Source organism: Vibrio sp. B4-6 (assembly GCF_963888245.1).
Classification (GTDB): Bacteria; Pseudomonadota; Gammaproteobacteria; order Enterobacterales; family Vibrionaceae; genus Vibrio; species Vibrio anguillarum.
Genome location: NZ_CAWPIM010000033.1, coordinates 96,503 through 118,112 on the forward strand (window position 1 = coordinate 96,503; position 21,610 = coordinate 118,112).

The window sequence follows — 21,610 nt, forward strand, 5'->3', positions numbered from 1 at the left end:
TTAAAAAAGGATTCTAGCACCGAATCCTTTTCCTTGCAGTCCTTTTTTAAACACGAAAATGTCATAAAAATATAACTTAATAAATGATTCAGTTATTAGGCACGTAAGTTACTCATCCGAATATATTTTTACGATCAGCTCTCCTTGACGATCAACACATGCACGGTACATACCGGAACTGTTCATTGCAAAATGAATGTCGCCTTGCGCATCAATGGCGATCAATCCACCCTCACCACCGAGCGTTTTAAGTTCACCCTGAATAATGGTTTCACATGCGGTATGAACATCTTCTTTTAAATAACGCATGCGAGCGGCAACGTCACTGGCAACCATTTTACGAATGAAATATTCCCCCATCCCCGTTGTCGATACCGCTACATTACCATTTTCAGCCACCGTACCTGCCCCTATGATGGGAGAATCGCCGACGCGACCAAATTTTTTATTTGTGATGCCACCGGTACTAGTAGCAGACGCAAGGTTGCCTTGTTTATCCAATGCAACTGCGCCAACAGTGCCAAATTTCTTGTCATCTGGGAATTTTGATTCCGACAAAGCAAATTGATTGTTGCTTTTCATCGCTAGCAACTGTTCATAACGACGCTCAGTAAAAAAGTAATCTTGTTCTGTATATTGATGCCCTTGAGTAAAAGCAAACGCTTCTGCGCCCTCACCAATCAACAACACATGATCACTGTGCTTCATTACATCACGCGCGAGCTGCACCGGATTTTTAATGTGCCGAACCCCAGCAACCGCGCCTGCGTCCATCATTTTGCCATGCATGACAGAGGCGTCCATCTCCACCATCTCTTGATGCGTTAACACCGAACCTTTTCCTGCGTTAAACAACGGAGAGTCCTCAAGTATTTTCACAGCCTCAACCACCGCATCCAGTGCATCACCACCTTGTGCCAGTACTTGATGCCCCGCTCGGACAGCACTTTCTAGCGTGTTCAAAATATCGCGCTTTAATGATTCGCTCATTTGTTGACGAATGATGGTTCCAGCGCCGCCATGAATTGCTATAGCAAAAGGTTGTGACATGAGAATTCCTTAACTTAATAAATTGAGAGGCAATACACTTCTGTTCTACACATTAACTATACCCAAATAACTTGAAGTTGCAGGTAGGCGGCAAGTGAGTACTGTAATAATTAACAAGCAACAAAAAAGCGCTAATCGCATGACGATTAACGCTTTCCATTTCATTGTATCAGTCGGTTATTACTGCCTACTTTGGCACTACCAACCAAAAAATGATTAATGTGAACCGCAACTGCCGCCACCGCAACAACCTTCTTTTTTCTCACCATGGTCATGGCCTTCACCACCACAGCAACCACCTTCATGATCATGATCGTGGTCATGGTCGTGGCCATGTCCACAGCCACCAGCTTGGTGAATGTGACCATGTTGGATCTCTTCTTCAGTTGCAGCGCGAATCGCAACGACTTCGACATCAAACGTTAATGTTTGGCCAGCCAACATGTGATTACCATCAACTACTACTTCGTCACCATCCACTTCTGTGATTTCAACTGGAATTTGGCCTTGGTCAGTATCCGCTAGAAAACGCATACCCACTTCAATTTCATCAACGCCTTGGAAAACTTCAGCAGGTACACGTTGTACAAGCTCATCGTTGTATTCACCGTACGCTTCTTCAGGAGCGATAGTTGCTGTGAACTTATCGCCCACAACTTTTCCTTCTAACTCATTTTCAAGGCCAGTGATTAGATTGTTGTGACCGTGAAGGTAATCTAGTGGTGCATCAACTGTTGATTGGTCTACGACTGCACCATCTTCCAATACTAATTGGTAGGCTAGGCTTACAACCACGTTCTTTTCAATTTTCATAACAACTCCAAGGAGGTTTGTTCCTAGGTTGTCATCTTCAAACCTAAGAAATCGATCGGTATGAGGCGTATTATGAAGATCTATTCCAGAAACTCAATTATTCTGGTTTAAAAATCCCGATCATCTCTTGCCGAGCATGTTCACTTTTTTCTACAGATTTGGGCTTTCGCTGTTCATGGTAGTCGCACTCGACACACTCAACGAGCTCTATGTTGTTTTCAACCCACCAGCGCAGAGTATCTTGTGACTGACAACTTGGGCACTTTGCACCGGCAATAAAGCGTTTTTTCTGTTTCACGTTACATCCTACAACTGAATATTGATTGGCGTTATTTTTCCCAATAATGACGAGATTGGCGATCATTATCCATTTCACGCCCAAATATTTCTTCCAGCTCTTTACGTGCCTCTTTGGCGCGCAGTGCGAGTTGTTTGTCTTGGTTATGTTGCGGTAGCAGCTCTTTGAGCATCGCATTATCGAGTTTTCTAAAATGTGCTTCGGCGCGCTTGGCTTGGTAAGGGTGCATGCCCAATTCGACCAGTACTTGTCGGCCGAGGTCCAAAGCGCCTAAGAAAGTTTCCCGCGAGTATTTATCGACCCCATGGCTGAGTAACTGATACGCCTCTACCCGGCTACGAGCGCGAGCTAAGATCTTTAACTGCGGGAAATGGTGCTGACAAAGCTCGACAATTTTCATCACTTCATCGGGCGCATCAGTACAGATGACAATCGCCTCAGCTTCTTCTGCACCCGCGGCGCGCAACAGTTCAAGTTGAGTCGCATCACCATAAAAAACGTTATAACCGTACTCTCTCAATAATTTAATTTGACTGGCATCGCTTTCTAATACGGTAATTTTAATCTTATTGGCGTACATCAAACGCCCTACAATTTGCCCAAAACGGCCAAAACCCGCAATGATGATTTGCGGCTGTTTATTGACGACATCGGAATGCATCTCATCGTCACTGCTGAGGTTCAATTTTCGCGCAAACCATTTGTCCTGAATCGTCAGTAATAAAGGTGTGGTGACCATCGACAGACTGACCACAACGAGCAAAAAGGCCACTTGATCCTGTGATAGCACGCCCTGTGCGCTTGCCGCAGTGAAAATCACGAACGCGAACTCGCCGCCTTGGCTGAGGATCGCCGCCATTTTGCTGCGTGCTTTAGAACGCGTACCCGATAAACGTGCGAGGAGATAAAGGATTCCTCCTTTCAGCACCACTAGACCGAATACAGCCGCCAACACTTGCAGCGGCGCTTGCGCCAATAAGCCCAAATTAACCGCCATTCCAACGGCAATAAAAAATAGCCCGAGCAATAACCCTTTAAACGGTTCAATCGCGATCTCAAGTTCATGGCGAAATTCACTTTCTGCCAGCAACACGCCAGCAAGGAAAGTACCGAGTGCCATTGACAAGCCAAGCTGCTGCATTAACAGTGCAATCCCAATCACCAACAGCAAGGCAGCAACGGTAAAAAGTTCACGCACACCACTGGTCACAATATAACGAAACAGCGGGCTCAAGAGGAAATGGCCACCCACCAGTAAAGCGGCAATGCCACCTAACATCCAAATCACATCTAACCAGCTTCCGCCCGCGTTGCCTGCCAGCAAAGGCAAAAAGGCCAACATCGGAATCACGGCTATATCTTGAAAAAGCAGTACCGCAAAACCAGACTGGCCAGCTTCACTGCGCGTGAGGCCTTGTTCCTCAATTACGCGTAGTGCGATTGCTGTCGAAGAGAGCGCAAGGCCCATACCAATCACTAAACTACTCTGCCAGTTAACGCCTAATAGATAAGCAATACTGGCGATGACTAAGGTACTGACCACCACCTGCGCGCCACCCAAACCAAGGATCGGCCCGCGCATCTGCCACAATTTTTTTGGGTTTAATTCCAGCCCAATCAGAAACAACAGCAGCACTACGCCAAATTCAGCAAAGTGTAATATGGCTTGCACATCACTGATTAAACCCAGCCCCCAAGGGCCTATGGCTACACCAGCTAACAAATAGCCGAGCACCGAACCCAGCCCTGCACGCTGAGCAATCGGTACGGCCACCACAGCCGCGGTTAAAAACACCACGCTGCTTTGTAAAAAATCACCGCTTAACGCCATCAAGCTCTCCTTGTGTGGCCAGTGGGTGTTGCAACCAGTGCCGATAATGCTCAGCGTGTTGATAGCGCTCCATATCACTCACATTACGTGACCAGTAGAGAACTAACGGTTCCATCCAGTTCATACAACACAGAGCCGCGGTTAATTCAAATGGTTGGAGAATTTGATCCAGTGGGTATTTGTTGTAGCCCCGCTCATCAAACGCTTCTTTTTTTCCGCCCGTGGTGATGACGCTACGCCAGTATTTACCATGCAACGCCGTCTGTCCGCCGAAGGCAAACCCTTTGGCAAGCACGCGATCAAACCACTCTTTGAGTAGCGCTGGGCAGGAATACATATAAAGAGGGTGTTGAAACACAATCACATCATGCTCAAGTAGTTTTTGCTGCTCTGCGTGCACATCGATAAAAAAATCGGGATAGGTTGCATACAAGTCATGCACTGTGACGTGGGGAAGTGACGCAATATTGAGCAGCATGGTTTGATTGGCGATGGAGTTTAATGGCTCAGGATGCGCATAAATCACCAATATTTTAGGTGTAGTTTGGTCAGGCATGACGGTGGTGGACATTTTTGTCTGCGCTCCCAATAGTTATCAATATGTTATTAAGCATAATAACGCAATTTGCATAATGATCGACATTTATCCTTATTGCCCCTACTATTCCACGCGATAACGTCTCGATATGAAAAATAGATTTTTATGATTACCTTCTCTGATATTCAATTACTGCGCGGCGGTAAACCGCTCCTTGAAAAGGCCTCTGCAACTATCCAGCCGGGCGATAAAGTTGGCCTAGTAGGCAAAAATGGCTGTGGCAAATCAACGCTCTTTGCCCTACTCAAAGATGAGCTGTCTATTGACGCTGGCTCCTTCAGTAAACCAGCTCACTGGGAACTGGCTTGGGTTGCCCAAGAAACTCCGGCTCTTGATCGCAATGCGATTGAATATGTCATCGATGGCGATCGTGAATATCGTGAATTAGAACGACGCCTCAGCGTTGCTGAAGAGGCAGACCAAGGAACCTTGGTTGCAGAGCTGCATGGAAAAATTGAAACCATCGGCGGATACAGTATTCGCGCCCGCGCTTCTGAACTGCTTGATGGTTTGGGGTTTAGCCAAGAGCAGATGGGATGGAGTTTAACGCAATTTTCGGGTGGTTGGCGGATGCGCTTAAACTTAGCGCAAGCGCTGTTGTGCCGCTCGGATTTACTGCTGCTTGATGAACCAACCAACCACTTGGATTTGGACGCCGTCATGTGGCTTGAACGTTGGTTACAAAACTATCCCGGCACCTTGATCTTGATTTCCCATGACCGCGATTTTCTTGATCCGATCGTCGGACGCATCATCCATATCGAAAATCAAACCATGAATGAATACACCGGAAACTACTCATCGTTTGAAAATCAACGAGCGCAAAAACTGATCTTGCAGCAAGCCATGTACCAGAAGCAGCAAAAGCAGATGGTGCACATGCAAAGCTACATCGACCGTTTCCGCTACAAGGCCTCCAAAGCTCGCCAAGCACAAAGTCGTATCAAAGCGTTGGAACGAATGGAAAAAGTGCTGCCAGCTCAATTTGATAACCCATTTAATTTCGAATTTCGAGAGCCTTCAGCACTGCCTAACCCAATCATGATGATGGACGAAGTCTACGCCGGGTATGGTGAACGTTTAATTTTAGAAAAAATTCGCCTCAACCTTGTACCGGGAAGCCGTATTGGATTACTCGGGCGTAACGGTGCGGGTAAATCAACATTAATTAAATTGCTCTCCGGTGAGTTAAAACCACAAGGCGGCGATCTCACTTATTCGCAAGGTGTAAAAATTGGTTACTTTGCCCAGCATCAGTTAGAAACACTGCATCCAGAAGAGACCCCTCTGCAGCACATGATGCAAATCGCCCCAGATAAAAACGAACTTGAGCTGCGTAATTATCTGGGTAGTTTTGGTTTCCAAGGCGACAAAGCGCTAGAGAAAATCGCTCCGTTTTCCGGGGGTGAAAAGGCTCGCTTAGTGCTTGCGCTAATTGTGTGGCAAAAACCGAACTTGCTGCTGCTTGATGAACCCACCAACCACTTAGACTTGGATATGCGTCAAGCCCTAACGTTTGCCCTGCAAACCTTTGAAGGTGCGATGGTCATCGTCAGCCATGATCGCTATCTACTGCGCGCAACCACCGATGACTTGTACTTGGTGCACGATCGTCAAGTCGCGCCTTTCGATGGGGATTTGACCGACTACTACAAGTGGCTGACAGAACAACAGAAAGCGGAACGTAGAGAAGTTCAATCTCAGCAACCTGCCAAAGACAGCAGCAACAGTGCCGCAGCCAAAAAAGATCAAAAGCGCCGAGAAGCGGAATTTCGCATCCAAACCGCACCAATTCGCAAAAAACTGACACAACTCGAAGCGAAAATGGACACATTGAACGCGGCACTGGCGCAAACTGAAGAGCAATTGTCTGATACTTCGCTGTATGAAGCCGAAAACAAAGCTAAACTTACCGAAGTGATTGCGCTTCAAGCTCGCAGTAAATCGGCACTTGAAGCGATCGAAATGGAATGGATGTCGGAACAAGAGACACTCGAACAACTAGAGCAGGAATTCAGTCGCTAAGATGAGCCAAGAGCACGTACGATTATCACTGACCTTAGAACGCTTATGGCAATTCAGTTTGCAATACTACAGCGTGCGAGAAGTGAAAGAGGCGTGCTTAAGTTTACAAAATAACTTCCACGGCAACGTCAACTTATTGCTGCTACTCAAATGGCTTGATGAGCAACAAGTGACGGTTGCCGATGCTGACTGGCAAAATGTCACTCAATGTATCGGCCGTTCAGAAGCGCTGCTGCACAGTTACCGAGAGTTAAGACGACGTTTGAAAAGCATGGTGCCAGATACGCTGTACCGCGAGGCGCTGCAATTTGAGCTGCAGCTTGAAAAGCAGCAGCAAGCTGACCTCGTGGAATGTATCAACGCATTGGCATTGCTGAATAACCATGGTGAACAATTAACGCTGCGTTACTGTCGCCAGCTTGGCTGTGAGCATTTGCATCTCGCTTTTAAAACCCCGGCGCCTCATTCTCAAAAACCGTAACTACATCAATTGCTCGCTCGGTGTATACTGGTCGCAATTCATAAAAATAATACGCTATGGTTATGACTTCATTTATCGCTGCTACTGGACTAACAAATCCACACCTTCAGACTCTGCTTCCTCGTTTGTTGCGCAAACGCGCACGTTTTGAGCCGCTGTGGCAAACGCTGTTTACACCTGATGGTGATTTTTTAGACCTTGCTTGGAGTGATGATTGGCGCTCAGAGCGAGTACAAAATAAACCCCTATTTATCTTGTTTCATGGCTTAGAAGGCAGTTTTCATAGCCCGTATGCCAATGGCTTAATGTACGCCTTCGCACAGCAGGGGTGGTTATCAGTCATGATGCATTTTCGCGGCTGTAGCGGCAAACCGAACCATCTGGCACGTGCTTACCATTCTGGTGAAGTTGAAGATGCACGCTTTGTGCTCGAATACATACGCAAGCAATGCCCGAATAGACCTATCGTGGCGGTGGGTATTTCTCTTGGCGGCAATATGTTGGTTAATTACTTAGCGCAATATAATCACGACCCGATCGTTAGCGCGGCAACCGTTGTCTCCGCTCCGCTCGATCTGTCAGCGTGTTCCACACGCATTGAACAGGGATTTTCAAAGGTTTATCGCGCTTACTTACTGACATCATTGAAAAAAAATGCACTAAAGAAACAGCATCTTTTACATAATGAGTTAGGTATTTCTAACCATCAAATTAAACACATCAAAAAACTTTACGAATTTGACGATCTCATCACCGCGCCTTTGCATGGTTTTCAAGATGCGCAGGATTACTACCAGCAGTGCTCAGGCCTTTCAAAGCTGACACAAATTCGCGTGCCGCTACAAATCATTCAAGCGCAAGATGATCCCTTTATGACGGATGCCGTGATCCCCAAATTTTCCTTACCAGAGAACATCCATTACCGCTTATTTACCCAAGGTGGCCATGTCGGTTTTCTCAGCGGTAGCGCGCTTAAGCCTAAATTTTGGCTCGAAGAAGCACTTCCAACCTATTACGAAAACCTGCGTCACGGCAACCCTATTGACCATCAATGCAACGCATGATTAATCACATATCGCTTTAAATCGATACCCTTTTCTCCATGACAGTTTAAGAGGTCGTCATGCTTATTCCTTGGCAGCACATTGCGCCTGAAACACTGGATAATTTGATTGAAACGTTTGTATTACGCGAAGGTACTGATTACGGAGAGCAGGAAGTACCATTGCAGCAAAAAATCGAGCAAATAAAGAAACAGCTCGCAACAGGGGAGGCGATCATCGTCTATTCTGAGTTGCATGAAAGTGTGGATATTCAATTGCGTAAATAATTTCAGCTCAAAACAATCTACTCTTTTCGTGCTATATTGCAGCCATCGATAACAAGTACGTTACATACAGACAGGGTTTGTCATGTCAGCAAAACATCCAATTATCGCTGTCACCGGCTCGTCCGGTGCCGGTACAACTACGACCTCAGAAGCCTTTCGCAAAATGTTCAATATGATGAACATTAAACCAGCATGGGTTGAAGGGGATAGCTTCCATCGCTTTACACGGCCAGAAATGGATGTGGAAATTCGTAAAGCGCGCGAACAAGGGAAGCACATCAGTTACTTTGGTCCACAAGCCAATGATTTTCCTGCATTGGAAGAATTTTTCCGCCAATATGGGAAATTAGGCACAGGCCAAGTTCGCCGCTATCTACACTCTTTTGACGAAGCTGTGCCCTACAATCAAATGCCCGGCACCTTTACACCTTGGCAAGATTTACCAGACAACTCGGATGTGATGTTTTACGAAGGTCTGCATGGCGGTGTAGTCGATGGCGATGTAAACGTCGCGCAGCATGTCGATTTTTTGATAGGCATGGTGCCAATCGTTAACCTTGAGTGGATACAAAAGTACGTGCGTGATACTCGTGATCGAGGCCATTCACGTGAAGCGGTGATGGATTCCATCGTCCGTTCGATGGATGATTACCTCAATTACATCACCCCCCAATTCTCACGAACTCACATCAACTTCCAACGGGTACCGACGGTTGATACTTCAAACCCACTTAACGCCAAGGGCATCCCTAGTTTGGATGAAAGCTTCGTCGTGATACGCCTGCGCGGCATAAAGAATGTTGATTTCCCCTATCTGCTCGCCATGATTGATGGCTCTTTTATGTCGCGCCACAACACCATTGTGGTACCGGGTGGCAAGATGAGTTTTGCGATGGAATTGATCGTCAGACCGATCCTGCAGCAATTGATTGAAACAGGTAAAATTGGCTAAGTGATCGGACAAGTTGACGGTTACTTTTCATACCGTGATCATGTGCACAGTTTTGCGTAAAAAATCATGCCACTGACACGATTAAAATCAAGAAATCGTTTCTGAAAAAGGATACTATCCTTAACCGAAACACAAGTTAGCTTGCAGCATTTGGAAAGTGCTCTTATCCTAGTAAGCTTATTTTAGGCTTAGCTACAATATGGAAAGCGGCAAGCGTACCCTGCAGAGGAAGTGAGATATTATGGTTCTAGGTAAACCTCAAACCGATCCAACACTAGAGTGGTTTCTTTCACACTGTCATATTCATAAATACCCATCGAAAAGCACGTTGATTCATGCGGGCGAAAAAGCAGAGACGCTGTACTACATCGTCAAAGGCTCGGTAGCGGTATTGATTAAAGACGAAGAAGGTAAAGAGATGATCCTCTCTTACCTAAACCAAGGTGACTTTATCGGTGAACTTGGTCTATTCGAAGAAGACCAAGAGCGTACTGCTTGGGTTCGTGCAAAATCTCCTTGTGAAGTTGCGGAAATTTCATTTAAGAAATTCCGTCAGCTTATCCAAGTGAACCCAGACATCTTAATGCGTCTGTCTGCACAAATTTCTCGACGTCTACAAGTCACCAGTCAAAAAGTGGGTGATTTAGCCTTCCTAGACGTGACGGGTCGTATTGCACAAACGCTACTCAACCTAGCGAAACAACCTGATGCAATGACGCACCCAGATGGCATGCAAATCAAAATCACCCGTCAAGAGATCGGCCAAATTGTAGGCTGTTCTCGTGAAACTGTGGGACGTATTTTGAAGATGCTCGAAGAGCAGAATTTAATTTCTGCCCACGGTAAAACTATCGTGGTGTACGGAACTCGTTAATCTCAATCAAAATGATTGAGATTAAATGCATAAAGCCACCTTGGGGAACTCAGGTGGCTTTTTCTTTGGTGATATTTCGATACGAAAGTAAAAAGATGGGAGGCTATTGCATGTCAGTGCTTTCAAATATCTTATCTGCAGAGGCCGCCACAAAACCGCTATAGAGTTCACCGTTGGCCATTGGATAGCGTTTGGCAAATTCATAGAATCCACCGGGAATCACCTCCACCCCTTCCGTAAATTGCACCGGTACTTTATCGGCCATGGTCGACGACTGCTCAAGCAGCACATCAGGTGTACCTTTCACTTCTCCACCATTTTCATTGATGGTAAAACCCGCTTGGCGTAAGTGATCATTAACCGCTTTCACTTCATTAAACGCCTGCAGTTGATTAACACTAACAGTGAAATGGTTTGCGCCATAGCCATGCGCCGCTAACCAAGCGGCATATTCACTCTCATTGGCAAGCTGCAAATAATCGCTGTAGCTTAGTTGCCACAGGCGACCGCCATATAAAAAGTCACTGCTGTTTAATTTATTGCTATCGACTTGATGTACCAGCTTCTCCACAATGGCTTGGAGCACAGGTGAGCACTCTTCCACTTTCAGCTCGCTTATGAATACTTTAGGCTGGGTCGGATCAGGGTGTTCATAGTGCTTCGCTACCAGCTTCTTACTTTCAAACACATAATCACCACAGGCAACGTAGCCTAAGGCAAGAAAAGGCTTAGCCAGCGTTTCAATACCTAATGGCGCAACATTGAAGGTTCGCAACGCAATATGGTCATTAATCAACGCTTCGTCTTCTTGAAGCAAGTGATGGACTTTGTCGGCAGAAGGGCAAAGGCGCTGAATGTAGTCATTCCATAATGATTGAAATAAAACGGTTGGCGTCATAACGCCTCCTTGTCTGTGCTCGGTTTAAACCATGCTAGTAGGCATGGGGTTTTAGATAAAGTTTACTGCTATAGCTCAACCCCAGGGCTGAGCGTGGCAGGCAGTTCAGTCGAACGGCCTTCCATTGATGCCATTGGGTATGCGCAGTAATCGGCCGCGTAATAGGCGCTTGGTCTTAAATTTCCCGACGCTCCCGGCCCACCAAACGGTGCATCACCACTGGCTCCGGTTAATTGTCGATTACGATTTACAATGCCAGCTCGGATATGATCGACAAAGTAGTCCCATTCGGCATCATTGGTCGACACTAAGCCTGCCGATAAACCAAAGCGAGTTTCATTGGCCAGTTGTACCGCTTGCTCTAAGCTTTGGTAACGCACGACTTGTAACAATGGTCCGAAATACTCTTCATCAGGCAATTGGCTAACTGCGGTGACATCAATAATGCCCGGAGTGACAAACGCCGCCTGCAAAGGTGTCGCGGCCAGCAAGCTGACGCCACCCAAGGCGCGTAAATTGTCCTGAGCAGCAAGAATGAACTGCGCCGCCGCTTGTGATATTTGTGGCCCCATAAAAGGTGCTGGCTCAGCAAAGGGGTGATCAATACGCAATTTTTGAGTGGCACTGACCAGCTTTTCAAGCAATCGATCGCCTTCATTTCCCTCTGGAACATAAAGACGCCGCGCACAGGTACACCGCTGGCCTGCACTTAAAAATGCGGATTGAATAATGGTATACACTGCCGCATCAAGCTCGCCATACTGCTTAGAGATAACCATTGGGTTGTTGCCGCCCATTTCTAAAGCCAGCATTTTCCCCGGCTGCCCAGCAAACTGGCGATGGAGTAAATGACCTGTATTGGCGCTGCCAGTAAAAAGAAGGCCATCTATGCCTTTGGCCTGAGCAAGCGCAATACCCGTTTCCTTCGCGCCCTGCACTAGGTTAAGTACACCCGCAGGTAGGCCTGCTTCTTGCCACAATTTCATCACAAACTCACCAGTCCACGGAGTCTGCTCTGAAGGTTTAAACACAACCGTATTACCCGCTAAAAGTGCAGGCACAATATGACCATTCGGCAGGTGGGCAGGGAAATTATACGGACCAAAAACCGCAAGAACGCCCAATGGACGATGACGCAATACCAGTTGATTACCCGCTGCTTCGCGTGTGTTTTCACCAGTGCGATCATGATAAGCTCGAATGGATATAGCGATTTTACCCGCCACCGCTGCCGCTTCAGTACGCGTTTCCCAAAGTGGCTTTCCTGTCTCTTTGGCGATGATCTGTGCAAGCTCTTCACTGCGCTGTTTCACTTTTTCAGCGAAGGCTAAGACATATTGCTCACGCTCAACAAAAGGACGTTTTTTCCACTCTATAAATGCGACTCTTGCCGCCGTTACCGCAGCTTCTACTTGCGCGGGTGTGGCGCTATCGCCCTGCCAAATCGTCTCATTGTTATAGGGACTAAGCGAAAGCATTGCCTCGCCTTGTCCAGCTAACCATTCACCTGCAATCCACTGAGTCATCTGTTAATCCTTACCTTTCAATGTACCTATTTTACTGCGCCAAAATTCGAACAAAATCACCACTATCAACCAATAGAGCTTGCGCCACTTTAGGTGAGATGATCACCGTTTCCGTTTCGCGGTTATAAGCACCTTTTGCAGCAGTAGCACGAAAGTTTTCAAACGAGCTATTGCAGATAAGATAATCTTGCGAGCTTGAATGCTCGGCCACTTCCACTTTAGCTCGCACCGAGTGACGTACGGATTCGATATTGCGCAAATCGCACTCAACCGTTGGACCTGCATCAAAAATGTCTACATAGTTACGGCAGGTGAATCCTTCGCGCTCGAGTAGCGTTAACGCTGGACGGGTATTGTCATGCACTTGACCAATCACCGCCTGTGCCTCTTTACTCAATAAGTTGACGTAAATCGGCAGTTTGGGCATCAGATCAGCAATAAACCCTTTTTTACCAATGCCGGTTAAATAATCAGCCATAGTGAAATCAATCGAGAAAAAATGCTCTTGCAGCCATTGCCAAAAGGGCGAGTTGCCTTCGGCATCAGACACACCACGCATTTCAGCAAAGATGGTTTTAGAAAAACGATGTGGGTGTTCCGCCATCATCAGAAAACGGCATTTCGACATCAAACGCCCATTCAACCCTTGACGAAAATCTGGACGTAAAAAAAGCGTACAAATTTCACTGCATCCAGTGTAGTTATTGCCAAAAGTAAGCAACTTGACGGTATTGTTGACCTTCAGCTTAGGCGACGAATGCACTATCGTGCTGATGTGATAAGAATAAAATGGTACGTCATGGCCAATCGATGCCTCAACGCCAGTCGTCCCTGCTACCTCACCGGTTTCAGAATCAAAACCGACCATCAGGTAACCTTCATCTCCTGGCTCTGAGACGTCGGGTTTAGCGAAGCTGTATTCAGAATGAGTAATACGGTTGGTTAAGAGCTTTTCATTCACGGGTAGTGATGTAAACCCGTGACCGGATTCAATAGCGCATGTGTGTAGCGCATCGTAGTCCGACATTGCGATAGGGCGAACAACTAGCATCAATACTTCCCTCCAGATGCTTGAAGTGGCCCAAGGCATCCTACCTTGGGCTGCTAGGCTTTTTCACTACATGAGTGATGCAATAGCTTTATCTAATCTTGCTAAGCCTTCTTCTATTTCTTGTTTGGTGATCACTAATGAAGGCGTCATACGAACCACGTTCATACCCGCAACCAACACCAGTAAACCTTGCTTGCCCGCGGCTTGTAGGATATCGCGAGCGCGACCTTGCCACTGCTCATTTAATGCCGCGCCAAGCAGTAGACCTTTACCACGGATTTCACTAAAAATGTGGTACTTCTCATTAATGTTAGCCAATCCTTCACGAAAGAGCGCTTCACGCTCTTTCACGCCAGCCAAGGTTTCTGGCTGGCTAACCACATTAACTACCGCTTCTGCTACCGCGCAAGCCAGTGGGTTGCCACCATAAGTCGAACCGTGAGTGCCCACTTTAAAATGCGCGGCTAATTCGTTTGTGGTGAGCATAGCTCCAATAGGGAAGCCGCCACCGAGTGATTTCGCGGTACTTAAAATATCCGGCGTGACGCCCAATCCTTGATAAGCATAGAACTCACCAGTGCGGCCATTACCGGTTTGCACTTCATCAAAGATCAACAGGGCGTTGTGCTTATTGCACAATTCACGCACGGCTTGGACAAACTCAGCCGAAGGCGACACAATGCCACCCTCGCCTTGCAAGGGTTCCATCATTACCGCACAAGTGCGATCAGAGATGTGTGCTTGCAACGCTTCAATATCGTTATACGGTAGGTGGGTAACATCCGCAGGTTTAGGACCAAATCCATCGGAATAAGTCGCTTGCCCCCCGACCGTCACTGTAAAGAAAGTGCGGCCGTGGAAGCCTTGGTTAAAGGCGATGATTTCTGATTTTTGTTCACCATGGACATCAGCGGCCCAGCGACGCGCCAGTTTGAGCGCCGCTTCATTAGCTTCCGCGCCGGAGTTAGCAAAAAACACCTTTTCAGCAAAACTGACTTGCGTTAATTTTTTCGCCAAGCGCAAAGCAGGCTCATTAGTCATCACGTTACTGAGATGCCACAACTTATTGGCTTGCTTGGTGATCGCATCAACCATCGCCGGATGGCAATGACCCAAACAACTCACTGCAATACCGCCAGCAAAGTCGATGTATTCATGACCTTGTTGATCCCACACTCGAGAGCCCTGCCCTTTAACTGGAATCATTTCCATCGGGTTATAACAAGGGACCATCACCTCATCAAACAGACTGCGATCTACACTATTTTCCACTGTCATTACACATTCCCTCTTGATACCGCATGCCAAGCAGATTGCGATCTTCCTATTAAACGCTTGAGTGGAAGATATTGTTTTGCTTTTTAGCTAATGCAGCATTGTATTTACAAATTATTAACCATTTCAATAGTGATTTATTCTTTTAGATCGGCAGAACCACCGACAATCGTCACTACTTATGATTATTTATGCATTAAGTCACCTCTTTTATGAAGCACTTTTTTATAAATAATATGAATAAGCACAACAAGACCTTGAGGCGACAAGCCATCCCTCATTCCAACAGGATGTATGGTGCATAATATTGCAAAGATAAAAAACAGCAGAAATGATGAAGAAAATGTTAAGAAAGGTGATCGCAGTCCGGTTGAGAATAGCTCAACGGCGCAAAAAATTTGCGAGCAGTTGATGGCCCTGTTCTGTTTTAATTGATTCAGGATGAAACTGCACGGCATCAATTGGCAGTGTTTTATGTTGGTAACCCATGATTTCGTCCATCGAACCATCAGCCTGTTGAGTCCAAGCGGTGAGCTCAAAACAGTCCGCAAGAGAATCGGCTTTGACCACCAACGAATGGTAGCGAGTAACGGTTAACGGGTTATTGAGCCCTAGAAAGAGGCCACGGTTGGTGTGTTGGATCGGTGAGGTTTTACCATGCATCACCTTTTTGGCTCGCACCACTTGCCCGCCAAACACTTGCGCAATGGCTTGATGCCCAAGGCAGACTCCTAAGATAGGTAGTTTACCCGCAAAATGTTCAATCGCGGCCAGTGAAATTCCCGCCTCATTCGGCGTGCAAGGCCCAGGGGAAATAACCAGATGCGTTGGGCTGAGCGCTTCAATGCCAGCGATATCGATTTCATCATTACGCACCACCGTCACTTGAACTCCCAGCTCACAGAAGTATTGGTACAAGTTGTAGGTAAAGGAATCGTAGTTATCGATGATAAGTAGCATGTGAATTAAAACGCTCTGGGTAAAAGTCAGCGAGAGGCGCTATTGTGCAATACTGGTTTGGAAAGGCAAGAAGTTATCGATTCTGTACTAAATACACTATTTGCACATTCGTTCATTATGTAACCAGTTCGGTTGTGATCATTATTTTACTTGCTCTCATTTGAAAGTAACACTTCTCATCGTATGGTCGAATAAGAGAATGGAAACAACGATAAAATAAATCTATCCCATAGTTAATGATCCATAAAAATAAAGCCAAGTAATCCGCTTACTTGGCTCTTCATGCTTATTTCCTAAAAATGTCGTTTATTTAAGCAGGGCTTTCTTGTAAATGCTCACTACTTGGTTGTTTGTTATGAGGCTGCCAAGGGGAATTTACCGAATAAGGCTGACGCACCGCTAATTCTGTTTCGGATAACACGCCATAACGAAGTACGGTGTGGTTATTCACCAGTAATATATCGCCAAGTTGTAAATCAAAAACATGCTGTACTTGTGAACGTTCAAGAATAGGAGTTAAAACATTGGCTACTTGATTGATATTGTCAATTTCAGTCGACGACGATATATGCTTCGCCAATGATGGGCTCCAGCGTAAATTCATTCCCCAATCCCCCGACATAATCACAGGATAAGTAGCCGTATCATCGTACTGCACAATGGTATTTTTCAGCCAACCACTTGCTTGACCATTAAGACACAACGCAGCCAGTGAGGCATCCAGTAAGTTAACCTTCAGCGGAGAAGATGAACAGTAAATCGCCCATTCATCAGGAGTCATGTCAGTATAAGAATAGCGACGCGCTATGCTCGTTGACGGTGTTTTGAGCCCGTACCAACTGGGCTCTGCTAATGTACTACTCCGAACATATTCTTCCGGAAGCAGAGCATGATTTCCGGCAAACCACGAAGACCAAAATGAAGCTTGAGGCAACGGGTTAAAGCCTTTTAAACAGACAGCAGAGAACGCTTTTACTAATTGGCTCACTTGAGCCTGCGGTAGCGCGGTCAGTGAGCATCCATGGTGTGACTCTAACGTCAGGCCAAACTGCTCTGCTTGTAGAGTGGCTTTTACCTCACGCATCAACTGTGCCTCGTTAGCATCTTCGATATTGAAACGCAGTAAACACCACAGCGTTCCTTGATGCATTACGGGAATAATCACGCCTTCACGTTGTTTGTGATTGGCCTGCGTATCAATAATAAATTCTCCGTGGCAAGCATCAAATAAGACACAAGTATGCCAAGGTGTCTTAAACGATCGCTCATCAAAAAGAAACAGCGAATATTTTTTGCCTTGCATTGGGTGTTCATGAATGCTGAGACGAATAGCGTGGCTCAAATGAGTATTGAGGAAATTATCGAGTGCACGTCCTTGCACCATCATTCCTTTAGCCATAAGAGCTAGTCGCTCACGTCGTTTCTTATAACTCAGCGGAGCAAGCGCATATTTCTGATCTTGATGCATGAATTTTTTCAAACCCAGATAGGTATGGTGCATTGCATTATCATGCTGTTTAAGACGTGCAAAATCACGCTCATATTCCGCATCACCAAAGCGCTGCTTTAATCCATTGAAATATTGATATTCATTTAAGTCATCAAACGCAGAGAAGTGCTCAAAGTTGATAATTTTGAGACAATCACTGGCGTTCATATTTTCCACCATATTCCGTAATTCATCAGAATAAGTGTAATGATGTTCTAAATCGACATTAATATAATCAGAAAATGTATGATAATCAGAAAAAATGTAAAACATCACTCCTGGAGAATAGACAGATTGAATATCACGAATGGCATTAACAAATTTTTGTAAAACTCGATATTCACCCAAGTCAGGCTTATAACCTAAGACCTTATCTAGGTTATTCGTTTTACATGGAAAGGCGGGTAGTAATAATGTAATAACTTTGTTTTCAATGACACACTGAGCTATCTGCGTTTTTAACTTCTGATACCCAGTAAAAGTGGCGTCTGTTTGTGCTAATAATTGGTCTAATAAAATAAAAGCAATATTATCCACACATTGCTGCTGTTGATGATCAAGCATAGTGTTTCCTTATTAAAGGCGAAGACCATTGACGGAATGATGCAGAACCCTCGGTCTTCACTCTCGGTTAAAAAGTTTATAGGCCAGCCAACAGTTCAGCCGCGTGCGCAAGCGACGCGAAAGCCGCAATATAACCATCAGGGCGGATCAGTAAAGCCTGCCCCTGGTAGAATGAACTCTCACTCCAATACTGCCCAGGCTTCGCTTGATCGTACAGATGAAGGCAACGCACAAACGGAGGAATTTCTGGTGGTAAGTCCGCATCGCCAGTCAACAGAAGCGTAAAGGAGCGGTAATCTAGCCATTGGTAAAAGCGGCAACTCTGCTGATCACGATGCATCTCAAAGTCATACACCCGAGAACCGTTTAAGCCACCATTGCCATACCCAATGCCCATACCTGTGATATTACCAGCTCGCTGTTCAACGATTTGTACATAGTCCTCCGCATGGGTTCCTCGCGCAGAATATTTAGTTGCACGCACCAATGCACCAGAGCTTTCAATCACGCTGCGAGCCACTGGTTGGCGCTCAGCCTGATAACTGTCCAGCAGCGTAGTTGATGCCTGACCACGCAACACCATGTTGAGCTTCCAGATCAAATTGAACGCGTCAGCAACTCCGGTATTGAGCCCTTGGCCGCCATTGACCGAATGTATATGGCAGGCATCTCCTGCTAGAAAGACCCGTTGCTGGTGGTCATACCGTTCTGCAACAGACTCCTTAACCGAGAAATAAGAAAACCACTCAACCTGCTTAAACGTCAGTGAATGCGGCGACATTGCTCGGTTAATGCGCGCAATAACCTCTTGCTGAGTAAACTCTTCGGTGTCCATACGGATATAAAAACGATCCAAATCACCTTCACGTGGAATCCAGGCGACATCTGACGTCTCAGCCTGAAATACGATGATTTCTGGCACTTTCGGAAAATCTGACTCAATAACACCATCAATCACCGCCCAGATAATTTCTGGTCTCTCGATTTCAAATGGAATCGAAAAATGCTGACGTACAAAAGAGCGCCCACCGTCTGCACCAATCACGTAACGTGAACGAACTCGCTCGCCACTGCTCAGTTCCGTCACGCAGCCTTGCTCATCAACAGTGATATCGACCACAGATAAACCACGGCGCACGGCCGCGTTCTGCGCTTTGACTGCGCTATCTAACGCTTTTTCAATATGTGCTTGCCCCAACATCAGAAAGTGAGGATAGAAGCAGCCTTGCAGCGCTGTCCACCAATGAGACTGGCGTGACAAAAATTGACCATTAGCCCATACCGAACTGGTATTACAGGGTTTGCCTTGCACGTAAAGTGGCTCAAATAAGTCAACGATATCAAGTAACTGCAGAGTTCGAGCATTAAGCGCATCGGCCCGTCCGACCACCAGTGGCCCATTAGATTTATCAATAATTTGTGAGTTCAGACCGCAGCGCTGCGCTAAATAGTGGCACATAAGCCCAACAGGGCCTGCTCCAACGATCATAATATCAGTGTGGCAATCACTCATCGGTAAGACTCCAAACTTGGGTTATCAAACGGTGGATCGCTTAGCACCTGAACTCGACGGATATGACGTGGGGTATGCGATAAAAAGCTTTCTCGACCATGCAGTAAGTTAAAGTTATCCGTAATGACCACATCATCATTTTGCCACTCGTGAGCATAAAAATGACGAGGGTCATACAGTGCGTCACGTAAGCTACGGTGGAACTCAGCTATTTGCTCACTATCAATGCCACTAAAGGTCACATTTGGTGGGTTTAGCAGATCGCCACGTTCAGCGAAATGCGGTTCGGCGTAACGAATGACCTCGTGTGAGAGATAGGGATGTTGAGCAATAATGGGAGAAATGGTGTGACTGCAATAGAACTCCATCTCTCGCTGGTAGTGCCCCGTGACTTTTCGCCACAATGAGCGCTGCTGTTCGGTTGCGTTCTGTAGCGCCTTGCTTGTATGAGTGAAGGTCGTCCGGCCGCCTTGTGCTGGCAATGGCGCCTGAACACATTGAAATATCTGATATTCAGGCACTTGAGGACGGAACATGCCATCCCAATGCAGCGGCATATAGCTACTATCAAAAATATGGTCCTTTGGCTGATCTTTTTGAATTAGATCTAACACTTTGCCAAATGGCCAAATACTGATCTCTCCCCATTGCTCGCAATATTCCGCAAATTGCTCGGCCTGTTCAAAGGCTTTAAATCCACGTATCAATACCAACTGATGCTCAATAAATAGTTTACGCAGTAGTGCTATTGGTACTTCGCTAATGGGAATTTTTAATCCATTTGCTTCTATTTTTACTCCAAAAGGGTGGAGCTTCGTGACCTGATAATTCATCACCCGTTCCTTTAAATTAATTTTTAATAAAACGTTAGAAATAAAACAACATTGCATCCATCATTTTCGAAAATTCGGTTGGATAATATTAAAAATATTCACACAATATTGATATTTATAAGATTGACATTGCTAATTTAATTATTAATCCCAGTTTATTTAGGAATAGATATCTCAATAGTGCCATCATTCAGAAGAAATTTATTATTTGCCCGTATTTAAAGGAAACCAAAATGGTTTATATCTCTCTAATTAGAGCTGTCATTATTTGATGAATGACAAAGGTTGACTAGATAACAAAACAAGAACGAAAGGTTACCAATAAGGGAACAATTATGTTGAGTGAGTTAAAACGTATTGCCATTTTTAATAAAGTGGTTGAATACGGTTCGTTTACCTCGGCTGGTGAATCGTTAGGCATAGCAAAATCGAAAGTGAGCGAGCAAGTTAGCTTGCTAGAATCACATCTTAACGTACGTTTACTGCATCGCTCTACCCGTAAAGTTAGCCTAACGACTGAAGGGCACGCATTTTATCAACATACCAATGGCCTCTTACCTCTGGCAGAAGACGCGCTACGGGCCGTCCAGCATTTGTCTACCGATGTGGCAGGCGTGATTAGGATCGGTACAACCATTGATGTCGGCAGCTATATTTTAAGTCCGCTGATTTCAACATTTTCTGAGAGTTACCCCAATGTGCTGTTTGATATTCAACTCGAAGATGGTTTACAAGATCCAGTAGCCACACAATTAGATGTGCTGATCAGAATGGGTGAACTGACATCTTGCTCAATGGTTGGCCGCGAATTAATGCCTTTTAAAATGGGGATATACGCCAGTAAAAAATACTTAGCTAGTGCACCTTTATTAAGGAAACTACGAGATTTAGAGCAGCACCCATGGGTTGCGTTAACTTTATTGAATCTTCCTCAAGATAAAGTCACGCTAATCAATCCAAAGGGAGTGAGATGCGACATCAAAACCCGCCCTAAACATATCTGCAATGCGCCGCTTGGTGCGATGTCAATGGTACAACAAGGCATGGGGATCGGCTTGATTGCCAATTTTCTCGCTGACGAAATCAATGATCCTAACCTCGTCAGGCTTTTTCCAGATTATTATCTATCAGATAACACCATGAACATTCTTTACCCGAGCCGTCACCACCTTGCGCCACGAGTAAGGCTATTTATTGATTATTTAATTGAAAAAATCCGAGCGTGAGCAAAACAAAAACGCCCCGTCAG

20 protein-coding genes are annotated in these 21,610 nt (G+C 45.7%); 7 read left to right on the forward strand and 13 right to left on the reverse strand.

Annotated features, from left to right (window positions below):
• Positions 1-108: 108 nt before the first annotated feature.
• The 5 genes from AACV20_RS09795 to kefG all read right to left on the reverse strand — a co-directional run bounded on the left by AACV20_RS09795 (position 109) and on the right by kefG (position 4,563).
• Positions 109-1,050 (reverse strand): isoaspartyl peptidase/L-asparaginase family protein, encoded by a 942-nt coding sequence (locus AACV20_RS09795; protein ID WP_013855914.1) that lies wholly within the window; start codon positions 1,048-1,050, stop codon positions 109-111.
• Between the two features lie 216 nt (positions 1,051-1,266).
• Entirely contained in the window at positions 1,267-1,863 is a 597-nt protein-coding gene (gene slyD, locus AACV20_RS09800) for a peptidylprolyl isomerase (RefSeq protein WP_013855912.1), read from the reverse strand.
• A 97-nt stretch (positions 1,864-1,960) separates the two neighbouring features.
• Complete coding sequence (locus AACV20_RS09805; RefSeq protein ID WP_010318749.1) at positions 1,961-2,161, reverse strand: YheV family putative zinc ribbon protein; 201 nt, start codon at positions 2,159-2,161, stop codon at positions 1,961-1,963.
• A gap of 31 nt (positions 2,162-2,192) precedes the next feature.
• A complete protein-coding gene (kefB, locus tag AACV20_RS09810; RefSeq protein ID WP_170907187.1) occupies positions 2,193-3,992 on the reverse strand; it encodes a glutathione-regulated potassium-efflux system protein KefB in 1,800 nt (599 codons plus the stop codon).
• Complete coding sequence (kefG, locus tag AACV20_RS09815; protein WP_029190037.1) at positions 3,976-4,563, reverse strand: glutathione-regulated potassium-efflux system ancillary protein KefG; 588 nt, start codon at positions 4,561-4,563, stop codon at positions 3,976-3,978. The genes kefB and kefG overlap by 17 nt, the downstream gene beginning before the upstream one ends.
• Before the next feature lie 132 nt (positions 4,564-4,695).
• On the opposite strand from kefG, the gene AACV20_RS09820 reads away from it, so the two are divergent.
• From AACV20_RS09820 to crp, 6 genes are all read left to right on the forward strand, one after another.
• Positions 4,696-6,615 (forward strand): ABC transporter ATP-binding protein, encoded by a 1,920-nt coding sequence (locus AACV20_RS09820; RefSeq protein ID WP_017049199.1) that lies wholly within the window; start codon positions 4,696-4,698, stop codon positions 6,613-6,615.
• Between the two features lies 1 nt (position 6,616).
• The gene (locus AACV20_RS09825) at positions 6,617-7,096 is read left to right on the forward strand and encodes a TIGR02444 family protein (RefSeq protein WP_170907188.1); all 480 of its coding nucleotides are present in this window, start codon (positions 6,617-6,619) and stop codon (positions 7,094-7,096) included.
• 56 nt (positions 7,097-7,152) lie between these two features.
• Positions 7,153-8,160: a hydrolase gene (locus tag AACV20_RS09830; protein ID WP_094165217.1), complete on the forward strand. Its 1,008-nt coding sequence runs from the start codon at positions 7,153-7,155 to the stop codon at positions 8,158-8,160.
• 59 nt (positions 8,161-8,219) lie between these two features.
• On the forward strand, positions 8,220-8,426 hold the full coding sequence (locus AACV20_RS09835) for a YheU family protein (protein WP_010318743.1): 207 nt from the start codon (positions 8,220-8,222) through the stop codon (positions 8,424-8,426).
• 82 nt (positions 8,427-8,508) lie between these two features.
• Positions 8,509-9,378 (forward strand): phosphoribulokinase, encoded by an 870-nt coding sequence (locus AACV20_RS09840; protein ID WP_017046747.1) that lies wholly within the window; start codon positions 8,509-8,511, stop codon positions 9,376-9,378.
• 241 nt (positions 9,379-9,619) lie between these two features.
• Positions 9,620-10,252, forward strand: a complete 633-nt coding sequence (crp, locus tag AACV20_RS09845) for a cAMP-activated global transcriptional regulator CRP (RefSeq protein ID WP_010318741.1) — start codon at positions 9,620-9,622, stop codon at positions 10,250-10,252.
• A gap of 103 nt (positions 10,253-10,355) precedes the next feature.
• Here the strand turns inward: crp and AACV20_RS09850 are convergent, their stop codons facing one another.
• The 8 genes from AACV20_RS09850 to AACV20_RS09885 form a co-directional block, all read right to left on the reverse strand.
• Entirely contained in the window at positions 10,356-11,150 is a 795-nt protein-coding gene (locus AACV20_RS09850; RefSeq protein WP_170907189.1) for a DUF1338 domain-containing protein, read from the reverse strand.
• 68 nt (positions 11,151-11,218) lie between these two features.
• A complete protein-coding gene (astD, locus tag AACV20_RS09855) occupies positions 11,219-12,676 on the reverse strand; it encodes a succinylglutamate-semialdehyde dehydrogenase (RefSeq protein ID WP_017046749.1) in 1,458 nt (485 codons plus the stop codon).
• Between the two features lie 31 nt (positions 12,677-12,707).
• Positions 12,708-13,727 carry an arginine N-succinyltransferase gene (astA, locus tag AACV20_RS09860; protein WP_026028416.1) on the reverse strand — a complete coding sequence of 340 codons (1,020 nt, stop codon included), beginning with the start codon at positions 13,725-13,727 and terminating at the stop codon, positions 12,708-12,710.
• Positions 13,728-13,793: 66 nt separating this feature from the next.
• Positions 13,794-15,005, reverse strand: coding sequence for an aspartate aminotransferase family protein (locus AACV20_RS09865; RefSeq protein WP_026027324.1), 1,212 nt, complete (start codon positions 15,003-15,005; stop codon positions 13,794-13,796).
• A gap of 378 nt (positions 15,006-15,383) precedes the next feature.
• Positions 15,384-15,962: an aminodeoxychorismate/anthranilate synthase component II gene (locus tag AACV20_RS09870; RefSeq protein ID WP_010318736.1), complete on the reverse strand. Its 579-nt coding sequence runs from the start codon at positions 15,960-15,962 to the stop codon at positions 15,384-15,386.
• Between the two features lie 310 nt (positions 15,963-16,272).
• Complete coding sequence (locus tag AACV20_RS09875) at positions 16,273-18,015, reverse strand: L-tyrosine/L-tryptophan isonitrile synthase family protein (protein WP_170907190.1); 1,743 nt, start codon at positions 18,013-18,015, stop codon at positions 16,273-16,275.
• Positions 18,016-18,091: 76 nt separating this feature from the next.
• A complete protein-coding gene (locus tag AACV20_RS09880; protein ID WP_170907191.1) occupies positions 18,092-19,528 on the reverse strand; it encodes an FAD-binding protein in 1,437 nt (478 codons plus the stop codon).
• Entirely contained in the window at positions 19,525-20,361 is an 837-nt protein-coding gene (locus AACV20_RS09885) for a TauD/TfdA dioxygenase family protein (RefSeq protein ID WP_170895577.1), read from the reverse strand. The genes AACV20_RS09880 and AACV20_RS09885 overlap by 4 nt, the downstream gene beginning before the upstream one ends.
• Before the next feature lie 335 nt (positions 20,362-20,696).
• Between AACV20_RS09885 and AACV20_RS09890 the strand changes: the two genes are divergently transcribed.
• The gene (locus AACV20_RS09890; protein WP_017046755.1) at positions 20,697-21,587 is read left to right on the forward strand and encodes a LysR family transcriptional regulator; all 891 of its coding nucleotides are present in this window, start codon (positions 20,697-20,699) and stop codon (positions 21,585-21,587) included.
• Positions 21,588-21,610: the final 23 nt, after the last annotated feature.

Excerpts from the sequence above, each read along its gene's own strand:
- AACV20_RS09880 (WP_170907191.1), bottom strand. The coding sequence starts at position 19,528 with ATGAGTGATTGCCACACTGATATTATGATCGTTGGAGCAGGCCCTGTT.
- AACV20_RS09885 (WP_170895577.1), bottom strand. The coding sequence starts at position 20,361 with ATGAATTATCAGGTCACGAAGCTCCACCCTTTTGGAGTAAAAATAGAA.
- AACV20_RS09875 (WP_170907190.1), bottom strand. The coding sequence starts at position 18,015 with ATGCTTGATCATCAACAGCAGCAATGTGTGGATAATATTGCTTTTATT.
- astD (WP_017046749.1), bottom strand. The coding sequence starts at position 12,676 with ATGACTCAGTGGATTGCAGGTGAATGGTTAGCTGGACAAGGCGAGGCA.
- AACV20_RS09890 (WP_017046755.1), top strand. The coding sequence starts at position 20,697 with ATGTTGAGTGAGTTAAAACGTATTGCCATTTTTAATAAAGTGGTTGAA.
- AACV20_RS09870 (WP_010318736.1), bottom strand. The coding sequence starts at position 15,962 with ATGCTACTTATCATCGATAACTACGATTCCTTTACCTACAACTTGTAC.
- slyD (WP_013855912.1), bottom strand. The coding sequence starts at position 1,863 with ATGAAAATTGAAAAGAACGTGGTTGTAAGCCTAGCCTACCAATTAGTA.
- AACV20_RS09830 (WP_094165217.1), top strand. The coding sequence starts at position 7,153 with ATGGTTATGACTTCATTTATCGCTGCTACTGGACTAACAAATCCACAC.
- AACV20_RS09835 (WP_010318743.1), top strand. The coding sequence starts at position 8,220 with ATGCTTATTCCTTGGCAGCACATTGCGCCTGAAACACTGGATAATTTG.
- astA (WP_026028416.1), bottom strand. The coding sequence starts at position 13,727 with ATGCTAGTTGTTCGCCCTATCGCAATGTCGGACTACGATGCGCTACAC.
- AACV20_RS09840 (WP_017046747.1), top strand. The coding sequence starts at position 8,509 with ATGTCAGCAAAACATCCAATTATCGCTGTCACCGGCTCGTCCGGTGCC.
- AACV20_RS09850 (WP_170907189.1), bottom strand. The coding sequence starts at position 11,150 with ATGACGCCAACCGTTTTATTTCAATCATTATGGAATGACTACATTCAG.
- kefG (WP_029190037.1), bottom strand. The coding sequence starts at position 4,563 with ATGTCCACCACCGTCATGCCTGACCAAACTACACCTAAAATATTGGTG.
- AACV20_RS09865 (WP_026027324.1), bottom strand. The coding sequence starts at position 15,005 with ATGACAGTGGAAAATAGTGTAGATCGCAGTCTGTTTGATGAGGTGATG.
- AACV20_RS09820 (WP_017049199.1), top strand. The coding sequence starts at position 4,696 with ATGATTACCTTCTCTGATATTCAATTACTGCGCGGCGGTAAACCGCTC.
- AACV20_RS09825 (WP_170907188.1), top strand. The coding sequence starts at position 6,617 with ATGAGCCAAGAGCACGTACGATTATCACTGACCTTAGAACGCTTATGG.
- AACV20_RS09795 (WP_013855914.1), bottom strand. The coding sequence starts at position 1,050 with ATGTCACAACCTTTTGCTATAGCAATTCATGGCGGCGCTGGAACCATC.
- kefB (WP_170907187.1), bottom strand. The coding sequence starts at position 3,992 with ATGGCGTTAAGCGGTGATTTTTTACAAAGCAGCGTGGTGTTTTTAACC.
- crp (WP_010318741.1), top strand. The coding sequence starts at position 9,620 with ATGGTTCTAGGTAAACCTCAAACCGATCCAACACTAGAGTGGTTTCTT.